Annotated in this window: 5 protein-coding genes; all 5 read right to left on the bottom strand. The window is 30.1% G+C overall.

The genetic code is table 11. The features are described from left to right. Window positions 1-525: 525 nt before the first annotated feature. Window positions 526-4,011 (bottom strand): YSIRK-type signal peptide-containing protein, encoded by a 3,486-nt coding sequence (locus tag JX287_RS09030; RefSeq protein ID WP_204643223.1) that lies wholly within the window; start codon window positions 4,009-4,011, stop codon window positions 526-528. Between the two features lie 181 nt (window positions 4,012-4,192). After that, a complete protein-coding gene (locus JX287_RS05230; RefSeq protein WP_204643215.1) occupies window positions 4,193-7,822 on the bottom strand; it encodes a leucine-rich repeat domain-containing protein in 3,630 nt (1,209 codons plus the stop codon). 15 nt (window positions 7,823-7,837) lie between these two features. Continuing rightward, window positions 7,838-12,415, bottom strand: coding sequence for a leucine-rich repeat domain-containing protein (locus tag JX287_RS05225; protein WP_204643206.1), 4,578 nt, complete (start codon window positions 12,413-12,415; stop codon window positions 7,838-7,840). A gap of 298 nt (window positions 12,416-12,713) precedes the next feature. Next, window positions 12,714-13,730 carry a type I glyceraldehyde-3-phosphate dehydrogenase gene (gap, locus tag JX287_RS05220; protein ID WP_204643198.1) on the bottom strand — a complete coding sequence of 339 codons (1,017 nt, stop codon included), beginning with the start codon at window positions 13,728-13,730 and terminating at the stop codon, window positions 12,714-12,716. A 423-nt stretch (window positions 13,731-14,153) separates the two neighbouring features. Beyond that, window positions 14,154-15,221: DUF1542 domain-containing protein (locus JX287_RS05215; RefSeq protein WP_204643188.1), on the bottom strand; the 1,068-nt coding region annotated here is incomplete at its 5' end.

The raw sequence follows: 15,221 nt of genomic DNA, 5'->3' as shown, positions 1-15,221 counted from the left end.
TGTAATTTAATTAATATAAACGCAGCTAATAAGTTTGCTATAATTCTTGCTATAGTAATTGTATAGTTTACAACCTCGGAAATTATAGGAGATACTTTCTCTCCATTAAAATAGTGGTCCGTAATTTGTTTTGATAAGTTCGATCTTGCAACCCAGTTAGTAGCAAACACTACATATGCTGTGATTAAGAGATATACCTTGCCTTCGAGTAGCCGAATTCGATGATAATTCCATTAATATACCTCTTTCTTATTTTTTCTAAAAGTAATACAACCTCTTATTGTTATAATACTGTTTTTTATACATTAATAGTTTAATATAATTATCATGAAAATACAAGAAAAATATCATTTACATTTCGTTTTCATAGAAATATTTTCAAAATAAAAAAAGACTAATATCAAAGTATTAAGACTCATCAAAAAATCGGACTGATTTTTTCCATCAGTCCTAAATTTTGTAGAACCCTTATTAATATATAAAAAATATCGACTGAAACTCAATTATTTCAGTCGATATTTTTTATTATCCTGTGATTTTTTTAATAACAGTTTCTAAGACTTTTATTTGCTCTTTTAATTCTTCTTTTGATGCATCATTATTCAATAACTTATTCGCTAAGGCTCTCGCTTTTTTATATTCTGATTTTAATTCTGGTGTAACTCGAGAAAATTGTTCATTTTTTCTTAAATCATTATCTACTAATTTTTGTAATTTAGTTCTTAACTGTTCAACTGATTCTACAATATTCTCTTCAGTAGCAGATTCTTTCCCTTCGTTATTATTTAAATTATCTATTTCAGATATCATCGCCTTTAAGACATCTACTGTAGTTGCCTCTTTAATTCTCTTAATATATTTATTCTTATCTTGAATAAATTCTGAATTCAACACTTTACTCTTAGCTTCCTCTTTAGCTAATTTCAACTCTTCAGTTGCAGGCGCTGCGTTATTGTTTGGCGGGGTTACTTCTGGAGAATTACTATTTTTCTGCGCATTTGCTTCCTCGAGCGTTTTTATAGCTGTAGATAATTTATTAATTCTTATCTCTAATTCATTTTTATCAGCATCAGCCTTAGATAGTACTTCATTCGCTTTCTTTCTTGAATTCAACCAAGCTGTTTCTTCCCCTGTCCCTTGCATTTTATAATTAGATTCAGTTCTTAAGTCTTTTACTACAAGATTCTGTAATTGTTCTTTTAATTTTTTAACATCTTCATTGACCGCTGGCTGTGTTCCATTATTTGAATCTTCAACTTTTGGTTTTTCTGTCGTCATTGAATCACTATTAGAATTCTTATATACATATGTTATTTCTGTTTTTTCTCCAATTCTATCATTAAGTGCACTAATATCTTTTACTTTAACAAATGTATATCCCGCTACATCAACTTTCCCTACTGAAACTGGGAAGTGACTATATGCTTTTAATACTTTATCTTCAGCAATCTTTTTACCAGTTTCATCTTGATATTTAAGTGTTATAGTTTTTACCGCTGGATCTACTTGTCCACCTGTTTTTTCAACAATGGCGTGTACTTTATGAGTTGTATCAAAATTAGTTCCATCCACCGCAAAAGTATAAGTGAATTTCATATTCTCTTTTAAATTACCTGGTAAAATTATTTCAGCAATTTGGAATGTTCCGTTTCCAAGAATACCATTATTTACACCACTCTTACCTGCAAGAACCATTTTAATAAGATCGCTCTCAGCTCCTTCTATAGGCCACTCTACTCCATTTTGATCAACTATCTTAACTTTTGTTTTTACTTCATTCAAATTAGCTCCGTAAAGGTGAACTTCAGTTTTTTTACTAACTTGATTAGATGCTACAGTTGTTTCAGTTTTTTCTATCCCGTCATTCACAGCACCAGTCCCACTTGTTCTATATGAAGTAATTGTTAAATTTGATAATACTGGTTTGCTGCTATCTTGATTTTTTCCAACTACAGTAAACGTAGGTTTATCGCGTCTATCTCTTCCATCTAACGTAGTGATATTGACTTCTTTACCATTTTGATATATTTTCACTTTATATGATTTTGAAGTATTTGTATTATTTTCCGGGAAATTAATCTTAGCTACAAAATCATTATTGCGTTTTTCATATACTACGCTATTTGTTAATGTAGTATTTTCTTCTATTGAATCTGAGTTGAATACTCTGATTTTCACATTACCAGTTGTTAAATTGTTCCCTTTTAAAACTAGGCTTCCTTCTCCTCCACCTTGAAGAACTTCATTTTCTAGTGAATAATTTGATATTTTAGCTTCCTCTACAAAGGCTTCTTGTGTTTTTTCTAAATATTTATTTGTTTCTGAACCATCTACAGTTACTACAAATTTATATTTAATTTCTTTATCAGTTTCATTTTTTGGAACAGTAATAGTGTAGCTCACTTTATTAGTTGACTCAGTTAAAAATTTATCTATTGTTACATTGTCTGTTTTTACACCATCTCGATAAGCAACAAGTCCTACTTTGTTTACATCTGTATTTTTAACTTCTACATCAAATAATAATAATCCACCTTTACCTTGTAAATTTTTTGTAACTATTGCTTCTTTAATAGCTACTACTTTATCATCTTCTATTTTAGGTTTTTCTGGAGTTGTTTCTGGGTTGCTTCCTTCTGGTTTTTCTGGAGTTGTTCCAGAGTTGCTTCCTTCTGGTTTTTCTGGGGCTGTTCCTGTATTACTCTCTCCTGGTTTTTCTGGAGTTGTTTCTGAGTTGCTTCCTTCTGGTTTTGTTTCCGTATTATTTTCTCTAGGAGGCGTTACCTTCCCTCCTACTTTTTCAGCAATTGCTCTGACTTCCTCTATAGTTTTTGCTTTATTTAACTCTACTCGTAATTTTAACTTATCTTCGTTATTTTTATTTGAAGAAACAATTAGTTTTTTTACTTTTGTTTTTTCACTTCCAACAAGTGCATCATTAGTTTTTTCTGTTAAGTTTGAAATAGCTGTTTCCAATTGTTCTTTAGTGGCATTTGGATTTTTAAGTACTTTTTCTGCTTCTGTTTTAGCAGCTATCCACGCATTATTAGTTGGTTGATTACCTTCATTAGCCACATACCCTTTTTCAGTTCTAAGGTCTCTACTTGTTAATTTTTCAAGTTCAGCACGTGTTTTACTCAAATCTTCTTTAGAGTTTTCTTCTTTATGTTCTGGAGTTGGTTTCCCTTCTGGTTTGTCTGGTTTCGCTTCAGGGTTAGGTTTAACTTCTGGTGCTGGTTTTCCTTCTGATTTCGGTTGTTCTGGTTTCACTTCAGGGTTAGGTTTAACTTCTGGTTGCTCTGGTTTTACCTCTGGTTTCGGTTGCTCCGGTTTTACCTCTGATTTCGGTTGTTCTGGTTTTACCTCTGGTTTCGGTTGCTCCGGTTTTACCTCTGGTTTCGGTTGCTCCGGTTTTACCTCTGGTTTCGGTTGCTCCGGTTTTACCTCTGATTTCGGTTGCTCCGGTTTTACCTCTGATCTCGGTTGTTCTGGTTTCACTTCAGGGTTAGGTTTAACTTCTGGTTTATCTGTTGCCAGTTCTTCCTCTACATGATATCTAACATCTACTCTTAGGTTATTACCATCAATATTAATTGTTTGTGAAACATTTTTTTCTACTATTGCTGTATTAGGTAATGTTTTTTGACCGCTTGCTATTAATTTTTTTATTGTTTCTAATTGTTCTTTTGTTACTTCTTTTTGTATTTTTTCTCCTGCTTTTATACTAGCAATATGATAAGAGGTTACTCTTGTACCATTTAACATTACATTTACATCTACATCTGTTAAATCTTTTGTAGCTGTTAATTCTACTTCTGCCCCTCCATTTTTTTCTATAATACTTACCTTAATATCCTTATTGACTTGTACTTCTATATTTTCTTTTGCTTTTGAAACATGTAGATTAGTTTGTGGGGACACAAGTAAACTTGCCGCTATCATCACTGATGCTGCTCCCATACTAAATTTTCTTATTGAAAACACTTCTTTTTTGCTAAATATATTTTTCATTTTCTTTCTCCTTAATCTAGATTTCTATTTTGATTATCTATAATTTTTGAGTTCATCTTTATTATCAAGAACTATAAACTGCTTTTTTAATTATCTAGATAACACTCTTCATTTCTAAACCTCTGGTAATTAATTTTTTAAGTTTTACTATTATTAAAGCCGATTTAAGAACTTCTTCTTTTTATTCACTTAAATCTATAGAATCATAAAATTCATCAGTTCCTACTTTGTAAGGTACAAAGTTCCCATCTTCTTCTTTAATTTCCAAACTGCCAGGTAATACTTGATTATTTTCTCCTTTTACCTTAATAATGTACTCTGCACCAACAGTTAACTCTATATTAGTTAAACTTCCATTACTACTAGTTACCTCAACTTTATCTGCAGAATCCTTTTTATTTACAAACTCAAAAGTAATTTCACGTAATTCTGGTTCTCTCCCATTTCTAACAAGAATCTCAGGAATTTCACCTTTTTTTACTGTTTTTTTATCAATTTTTGATTCTTTAATTTTATTTAGAGCTGTTGTTAAATTATCTATATAACCTTTAACATAGATAGGTAAAGTCTCAGGTTTAGCTAATTCTTCTTTTGCAGAATTAACAATGTCTGTTAATTCTTTACTAGGTGCCTTCCCTAGTTCTCCTTCCGCTTCTTTTATTTTTTCTCTTAAATCAGTTTTCAAATAATTTAAATCAACTCTTTTCACAACAAATACAGGAATTTTAGTTCCATTATAATCTGTAAGACTATATTTTTCTTCTGAGTCACTATATGTAATAACTCCATTTTCTGAAACGTTTAAGTTAACTGAGTCCGGTTTGAACTCCCAATTGAATTGATCATTTTTAGATACATTTACTATATAATCAACACCATTTACTTTTTTCTCTAAATCTAGCTCTACTATACCGTCTTTATTTGATCGAGCATTTTTCAATGTTGTAATTTTAGTTCTAATACCATTAACAGACAATTCAACATTCTCAACAGGATTTCCATTCTCGTCTACTACTTTATAATACGATTTAATTGTTTTTATTTCTTTATCATTTTTTCTTTCTTCTTTAAAGTCAATTATTCCAGTAGTTTCTTCAGTAACTGCTTTATTATCAATACTTACAACTTCTCCATTTTCATCAGTTGTAAATATAACATTCTCTCTATTAAATGCAGTATCTCTTTTTTCAATTCTTAATTCATATTTTTTATTAGGTTTAAGTTGATTTGACATTAATGTTAATGTGCCATCTTCATCAGTTTTTTCTTGTTTTACAATATTTGGAATAATACCATCATACTCAAATAATCTAAATGGAACATTACTAATTGGAGCACCTGAACTATTAGTCACTTTTGCAGTAATACCATCCAATGTTACCGCATTATCCTCAGGTGTTTCTTCTTTTTTTATTTTTTTCACTTCTAAATTTTGTATTATTTCATTAGTTTTTACATTGTATAATGCAGAGAACCCATCCTCTTCTTTTGCTACTACATCAATATCTTCCATCTGATATTTCTCATTATCATTTAAAGATAATGTATAAACTTCATCCTTAATAAGTTCGAGTCCACTAAGCATGCCTTTATTAGTATTTTTTTCGATTACTTCATTGTCATTCTTTTTGTTAACTAGTATGTATGTTAACTTATCGGTTACAGTTTTGTTTCCATGTGTTACAACTAAATCATCAATGACTAATTTTTTAGGTTCCAATACTTGTTCTTTTACATTCAATTTTATATTATTAACATCAATGTTAGTTTCTTCAGATTTATAATCTTCTTTATCTACATATAAAACTTTTAAATTAACTGAGAGTTTTTTATTAGCAGATTCTTTCATAACCTCGTCAGTTACACTTAAAATAACTTTATTGGTTTTTTCATCATAACTTGCTTTTACTTTATCATTGTCTGAAGTTACTTTAATCGTCCCTTCTTTTGCATGTGATTTCAATCCTATAATAGGCATATCCATTTCAACAGAATTACTATCTAATGTATATTCTCTGTTTAAATCAACATGCTGTTTAGAAAGATTGACATATTTTAATGATGTTAGTTTTTCTAATGAAGAGTAATCGCTAATTTTATTACCTTCTACGTTTACATCTGATAATTTAGTTAACTTACTAAAATCAATTTCAGAAATATTATTGTTACGTAAGTACAATTCTGTTAGTTCTACTAAATCTTTCACTACTGAAACATCAGTTATTTTATTTTTATCAAGATAAAGAATTTTTAGATTTTTTGCATTTTTTAACACAGATATATTTTCAATTTTACTATCATTTGCCATGAAAGTTTCTAAGTTCACAAGATTTTTTAAGACTGAAATATCTGGAATCTTAGCATCAGATAACCCTAGCAATTTAAGTTTAGTCAAACTAGCAATAGCTGAAATATCACTTATTCTTTCTTCACCGATATTTCTAGCGAAATCTAATGATTCTAAATTCGTTAAATTCTTAACTGCATCAATATTTTTTATTTGGTTATGTGATAAGAACAGATGTTTCAAGTTGGTCAATCCTTCAATTGGTGAAATATCAATAATATCATTATGTGATAATCTCAACAGTTCTAGGTTCTTCAATCCTCTTAGTGGAGATATGTTTCTAAGTGCTCCTCGGGAATCATCTGGGTTTCCTGAAATAGTTAATTGTTTTAAATTAACAGCTTTCTCTAGTCCAACTATACTCTTAATTTGTTGATCACCTACAAATGATTCAAAAGTTTCTTCATCAAAGCCTCTTATAGCAAAAGATTCCAACTGTTCCATGTCTTTTTCATATATTTCTATATCATTTTTATCTTTTCTATAATTTTTATCTTTAATTTTAATGTTATATTCTCCAGCTAATCCATCATCTTCTTCATCTACACCTTTATAATCTTTCAACTTTTTAAGTAGAATTCGTTTTAAATTAGCATCTTCAAATTTTACTACTTTATTTTCTTCCTTCTTCTCAGGTTTATTTTGCTTGTTAGGTTGTTCCGGGTCCACTTCTGGTTTCGGTTGCTCCGGTTTTACCTCTGGTTTCGGTTGTTCCGGTTTTACTTCCGGTTTCGGTTGCTCTGGTTTTACCTCTGGTTTCGATTGTTCCGGTTTTACTTCTGGTTTTGGTTGTTCTGGTTTAACCTCTGGTTTCGGTTGCTCCGGTTTTACCTCTGGTTTCGGTTGCTCCGGTTTTACCTTTGGTTTCGGTTGCTCTGGTTTCTCCTCTGGTTTCGATTGTTCCGGTTTTACCTCTGGTTCTGGTTGTTCCGGTTTTACTTCTGGTTTTACTTCTGGTTTCGGTTGCTCTGGTTTTACTTCTGGTACTGAATTATCTTCTACATGATACTTAACATCTACCCTTAAACTATTACCTGCAATATTAATTGTTTGTGAAACACTTCTTTCCACTATTGCTGTATTAGGTAAAGTTTTTTGTCCGTTTGATATTAATTTTTTAATTGTTTCTAGCTGTTCTTTTGTTACTTTCTTTTCTATTTTTTGTCCAGCTTTTATACTTGTAATGTGATATGCAACTACTCTATTACCATTTAACATTACATTTACATCTACATCTGTTAAATCTTTAGTTGCACCTAGCTCAATTACTGCTCCTCCATCTCTTTCTAACACACGTATATTAATATCTTTATTAACCTGTACTTCTATATTTTCTTTTGCTTTCAATAATTGTACATTAGCTTGAGATGAAACCATTAAACTTGCAGCTATAATTACTGAAGCTACTCCCATACTAAATTTTCTAATTGAAAATACTTCTTTTCTACTGAATAAATTTTTCATACTCTTTCTCCATAATTAATCTACAATTTTTAATTTCAATTCAACAGTTCCATGAATATTAGTAGGACGTCCTTCAAATTCAGTACTATAATCTTCTATATTAATGTCATATTTATATGTTTGTTCTTTATCATTTGTAACCTCAAAAGTGATATTTGAACCATCCTCTGAAACAGTCATACCATTAGGAACATCTTTCTCACCATCAAGTAAAGCTCCTGCCTTCTCCCAATCTTTTAGAGGATTTTCTATTACTACTTTTCCAGCTTTAATTTGCGTTTTTTTCACTTTCACTGTGATTGGTAATTTTGTAAATGTAAATTCACGTTGTTTATTCTCATTCAACGTAGCTTCTGCTATATCATCTCTACTTGCATATTCTTTTAGCCACTCGAAATCTTCTTTTGTTATTTCTCCTAAGTAACCCGTATTAATATTTAATTCTTTTATAACATTCATATATTCCTTATCTAAAGGATTTCCATCAATCACTAGACGTCTTAAATTAGGCAGTTTTTTAAGAACGCTCAAATCTCTAATATTCATATTTTTCAGTTCTAAAGCCTCTAAATTTTTTAAAGATTCAAGAGAATTAATATCACTAATATCCTTATTATTTTTCAAATATAATGTTTTTAAATTAATAAGTCCAGCTATATCTGAAACATTACTATTATTTAACTTATTATTGTCTAAATGTAACTCTGTTAAACTAGTCATACTTTTAATTGTTGATATGTCAGTTAATTCATTATCTTCTACATCTAAATTTTTCAGATTTAATCCTTTAACAAAATTAAGATTCTTTAAGTTTCCTTGACCTACACGAACATCTTCCAACTTACTATTCGATGTTAAATCTAAATTAGTAACATCTACTTTTTCTTTCGTTTTATTTTGATTTGTATAATAGAATAATTTCAACTCAGTTAATTTTTTCAAGAATGCAAAATCTTTGATTTTTCTTACTTCATCTTTTTTGGCAAGAACTTTAAATTCTTCCAAATTACTTGCATTTTCTAAAGGTTTTACTAATTCGTCCGTTACGGAAATATTTATACCTGTATTTCCTACTTTCAACTCTCCATTAACATCAAATACTCGTAATTTTTCAAAATCACTCACATGAAAATCCGCCTCAGAATTTGGTTTTGGAATTGATGTTGGTTTATTATTAACCACGTGCTCTGAATTAGCTTTATCTGTTAAATTTTTATATTTTTTATTAAAATTACTCCAATCATTTAATAAAGTTCTATATAACACTTTATCTGTTGACGATAACTCTACTGTATCTGTTGGTTTTTTAACTGTTTCTTTTGACAAATGAACATTCAAAATAAACGTTCCCCATTGTTGATAAGATTTAAACCATTGAACTGCATACAAACCATTTTCAATATTATCCGGCAAAATATACTTACCATCTTTTTGTGTAATTGTATACTGATTATGTATTGGTACTAACTCTTCAGTTTCATCGTTTACCTTAGGTTGATTTTTCCCTTTTTTATTAACTACCTCATAAAGCTTCAATGTACCATCATCATTAGTATCTAAACTAATTTCACTTCCGTCAAAATTTTTAGCAGTAGGAAGTGTAAATTCCTTATTAATGATATCTACTTCTTCTATTTGTTTTGCAAATCCACGTTTTTTATTAATTTTTTCTAAACTATTTAGTGGAGAAAAATCATGGATACTGTTATTACTTAAATTTAAATCTGTAAGTTTTGTTAAATTTGTTAAATTACTCACATCAGTAATTTTATTATCTGCAGCTCTTAATGAAGTCAAATTAGTAAGATTTTTTAATGCTGTTACATCTTTAATATTATTCGCTCCTAAACTTAAGTGTGTTAACTTAGTTAAACCTGATAAAGGTGTTAAATCAGAAATTTTATTAACATTAATATACAATTTTTTAAGATTTGTTAGGTTTCTCAGTGCTTCTACAGAAGAAATTTTATTCTCCGTTAACCATAGATTCGTTAAATTTGTTAAATCTTTCAGTACTGAAATATCTTCAATGTTCTTGTTACTAGTTAAATCTAAATTACTTAATTCACTTAGATTTTTCAATGCACTTATATCAGTTATACTATTTCCAGAAAGTATAACATCATTTAATTTTGTTAATCCAGATAACGCATTTATGTCTGTTATACCTCTATTAGCGATACTCAGTGTTTCAAGATTCGTTAGGTTCTTTAATGCCTCAATATTTTTTATTAAATAATCATCTGGGTTTTGTGCATCTGAATATTCTGGATCAACAAAAGGCCCAGCTATATTTAAAATTCTCAAATTAGTTAATTTACTCAATGCTGATATGTCTTTAATTTTTACATTTTCTAAAGATAATACCTCCAACTTAGTTAAATTTGCTATTGAAGATATATCTCTGATATCATTGTGTTCTCCATTAATTTCAAGTTTTGTCAAATTCATCAAGTTTTCTATTCCTGATAAATCTTTAACACCATAAAGATTAATTAATTCAGTTATTTTAGTTAAATCTTTCCCTTTAAATTTTGCCGCTAATACTTTATCCTTAAATTTTTCTTTTTCAGCTACATTTAATTTTATATTTTTCACATTCCAAGCATAATCCCCAACTCCTACTTTCAAGTTAATAGGAACTACCTTACCTTGATTTTTATTTAGGAATTCCTCTGTAAATGTAAAATCAAATTTTGATGTTTCTGGATTATAAGTCGCACTTACCCCGTCAACATTAGTAGTGACTTCTGAGAATAGATTAACAGGTTCATCACTTTCGAATACTTTCGCTAGTTTTTCACCTAGTTCATTTATTCCTTTAAATGGACTGTCTATTGATACGTTTGATTTAGAAACATCAACAGTTTTATCGTAATTTATTCTTTGACCAGCGAAACTAACACTTCCTTCCCCTTCCTGTTGTTTAGCTACTTTATCGGCAATATACTGCTCCAGTCCCGAATAATCACTAATATGATTCCCACCTAATACTAAATCTTTTATATTAGTAAGATTTTTAATTGGTGTTATATCTGAAATATTATTACTTCCAAGTGATAACATTTCTAATTTAGTAAGATTTTTCACCACTGAAATGTCTTTTATTCCTCCACTAATAGTTGGATGAACAGGATCTCCTGTTTGGTCATTATTATTATGAAGGTCTAAATGTTTTAAATTAGTAAGTTTTGCTAAAGGTGAAATGTCCACGATTTTATTAGCATATAAGTCTAAGTATTCTAAATTTGTTAATTCAGATAAAGGTTGTAAATTTGAAATTCTATTTCTTATTAATGATAATTTAGTTAATTTATTCAATTTAGCAATTGGTGATAAATCACTTATTTCATTTTCATTTAAGTCTAGTTTTTCTAAATTAACTGCATTTTCTAATCCTAATAAATTCTTGATACCATGTGTTTGAATAAACTTAAACTCTGGTGTATCTTTCAACGATGCTGTCGTAAGTATATTTTCACCTTTTTCATCCCTCATACGTAATTCTTTTAAAACTTCCAGTTCTTTTTTAGTTATTTTTTGATCATCAGCTCTTTCTCTGCTTAAGTTCTTATTAATTAATTTTTTAAGAATTGGATCATTAATGATTACCTCTTCATCCTTATCACTATCACTATCTTCTTGTCCTTTTGGTTTAGATAACTCAGATGTGTTGCCTGGTTGTTCCCCTGGAACTGGTTTCTCTGGTGTTGGTTTCACCTCCGGCTTATCTGGTTTTACCTCTGGTTTTGGTTGTTCTGGTGTTTCAACCGGTTTTGTTGGTTGCTCTCCTGGCGCTGGCTTTCCTTCTGGTTTATCTGGTTTTACCACCGGTTTCGGTTGCTCTGGTTTTACTTCTGGTTTTGGCTGCTCTGGTTTTACTTCTGGTTTCGGTTGCCCAGGTTTTACTTCTGGTTTCGGTTGCTCTGGTTTTACTTCTAGTTTTGACTGCCCTGGTTTTACTTCTGGTTTGGGTTGTTCTGGTTTGGGTTGCTCTGGTTTTACCTCTGGTTTGGGTTGCTCTGGTTTTACCTCTGGTTTCGGTTGCTCTGGTTTTTCTGACTTAACTTCTGGAGTCGGTTTCTCCTCTGGTTTTTCTGGTTTTACTTCTGATACTGAATTATCCTCTACATGATACTTAACATCTACCCTTAAACTATTACCTGTAATATTAATTGTTTGTGAAACACTTCTTTCCACTATTGCTGTGTTAGGTAAAGTTTTCTGCCCATTAACTATTAATTTTTTAATTTTTTCTAGTTGTTCTTTTGTTACTTTCTTATCTATTTTTTGTCCAGCCTTTATATTTTCAATGTGATATGAAGCTACTCTATTTCCATTTAACATTACATTTACATCTACATCTATTAAATCTTTAGTTGCGGCTAGCTCAATTACAGCTCCTCCATCTCTTTCTATGACACGTATATTAATATCTTTATTAACCTGTACTTCTATATTTTCTTTTGCTTTCAATACTTGTACATTAGCTTGAGATGACACAATTAGACTTGAAGCTATCATTATTGAAGCTACTCCCATACTAAATTTTCTAATTGAAAATACTTCTTTTCTACTGAATAAATTTTTCATACTTTTTCTCCATATTTATAGATTTATTTTATACTTTTTGTTGTATTACACCTACTATAATATAGCAACATAAGTGCTTTTTCAACACCTCTTCAGTCTGCATAGATAAGTTTAAATATCATAATTTTTTTATTTTAATTACCTTTTTCTTTGTAATATCACAATCAAAAACTAAAAAATATCATATTATCATTATGTTCAGAAAAATAATAATTTTTTAGTAAATAACTAAGTAAATAATAATGGAAATCAAAAAAGCTAGAAGCCTTTTTAGATTCCTAGCTTTATATTTTATATTCTATACTAATTTTACAAAATATCTCAACGTTCTAATTAGTTGTGCAGTGTATGACATTTCGTTATCATACCAAGAAACAACCTTAACCATTTGATTTTTACCCTGTCCAATAACTTTTGTTTGTGTAGCATCAAATAATGAACCGTAACTCATTCCTATTATATCTGAAGATACTATAGGATCTTCTGTATATCCGTATGATTCATTAGCTGCTTTTTTCATTACTTCATTAATTTCTTCTACTGTAGCATTTTTTTCAATTGTTACAAATAGTTCTGTTAACGAACCAGTTGGAACGGGTACTCTTTGAGCTGCTCCATCTAAACGTCCATTTAACTCTGGAATAACTAATCCTATAGCCTTGGCAGCCCCCGTAGTATTAGGAACTATATTTTCTGCTGCTGCTCTTCCACGTCTAAAATCTCCCTTATTGTGAGATCCATCTAAAGTATGCTGATCTCCTGTATATCCATGGATAGTTGTCATTAAACCATGTACAATACCGAAGTTATCATGTAGAGCTTTTGCCATTGGAGCAAGACAGTTCGTAGTACATGATGCACCCGAGATTACAGTTTCTTCTCCAGTTAGTATTTCATGATTAACATTATATACAATAGTTTTAACATCTGAGCCACCTGGTGCAGAAAGTAGTACTTTCCTAGCTCCCGCTCTTATGTGCGCTTCAGCTTTTTCTTTACTGTTAAAACGTCCGCTACATTCTAGAACAATATCTACACCTAACTCTTTCCATGGTAAATTCTCTGGATTTGGTTCCCCAAAAACTTTAATTTCTTTACCATTCACGATAAACGCACCGTCTCCTTCTTCTACAGTCCCTGGAAAAGGCCCTTGCGTTGTATCATATTTTAACAGATAAACTATTTGATTTATCGGTCTCATTCTTGATCTATTGACAGCTACAACCTCAATATCATCTGCGTGCTGAGCCTGAATCTGTCTTAAGACCAATCTCCCAATACGACCAAAACCATTAATAGCAACTTTTATTGTCATGTGTTTTTCCCCCTGTTTATTATTTTACTCCTATAAGATAACTCATATGCTCATCCCTTTTACAACCTGAATTTCTTTTAAGTAAAATTATATGACAAACTAAACTTTTTAATTCATTATTTAATTGTGATTACCTATAAGAAATCTTATAGTAAGCGTTTCAAAACACCTAATTCCAGTATAGCATATAAAATTCTGTATTTCAATTGCATAGATTAGCAATTTCAAAAATATATTATCATAATCAATATCAAAAAAAATATATAAACGCTATAACATTAATATAGAAGTCAGATTCATGCTCTCCATTAAATCAAATAATTACCATATAATATTTTATTTAAATATAATATTACCCCTCCTACTGACCTATTCAGTAAAAGGGGTGAATATCGAAATTCTTGTTTTAAATTTATTGAACTTCTATTTCTCTTTTCGACGTTTTACTACTGCAAGTAGTCCAGCCAGAACAGCAAGTCCTAACCCTGCTAATCCTGTGTTAGATTCAGTTGACCCTGTATTTGGTAGAAGTTTTTGATTCATTTCTGAATCTACTTTAGAGTCATTATGCCTAAATCCTAATCTTTCTGAATTTTCAACTACTTCTACCGGAACCTTAATAGTAGTATAACTTCCATTAGAAAGCTTAATAGTAACTTTAGCTGAAACTTTACCAAGAGCTGATGTAGCTGGTTTTTCAATTTTGACTACCTCTAATCCTTCTGGTAAATCAAGTTTTGATAATATATCTTTATCAGATATATCATTACCTAATACAACTTTAACAACTCCATTAATTAGTGATTTCAATGCATCTTCTATATCTAATGTTGGAAGATCAAATACTAATGCATCTTGATCAATTTGATATAAGAAAGTTCTTAAGGATTTATCGATTTCTATTTGTTTTTTAGATTTATCGATGTCCTCTAGTGCTTTTTTTCTTAAAGTTTCAACTCTATTAATTGCTTTTTCTTTTTCTTGAACAGAAAGTTTTTTATCTGCTTTAATGCTAACAATTTTTTCATTTGCTATCGTTTCAACTACTTCTCTAGCTTCTACAGCATCTAACAATGATTTTTTCGCATTTTCTAAAGAATCTTTTGCCTTAATCACCATTTCTAAAGCTTTGTTAATTTCAACTTGTGAAGCATTTTTGTTATCGATAATTTTTTTAACTTCTTTTAAAGTTTTTTCTGACTCTTCTTTTACTTTTTTATACTCATCAATTGTCGCTTTAGTTTTTCCTTTTGTCGGATCTTCTAAAATTAAATCACTTAATGTATTATTTGTATTCGTCAATTGTGTTTTATCCGTTGGAATTCCATTTAATGCTGCTTTAGCTTCTGTGATCGCTCTTAAGGCTGCATCTACTTGGTCTTGTGTCGCATTGTCATTTGATAGCACTCCTGCGGCTGCTGATACTGCGTTATCGTATGCTTGTTTCTTCGCTTGATCTTTTTCGTTGTAGTACTTCGCATCCGTTGTTTT

The sequence above is a fragment of the Gemella haemolysans genome (assembly GCF_901873445.1).
GTDB lineage: Bacteria > Bacillota > Bacilli > Staphylococcales > Gemellaceae > Gemella > Gemella haemolysans_C.
Note: the sequence above shows the minus strand (reverse complement) of the source record. Positions and strands in the feature narration are given on the sequence as shown.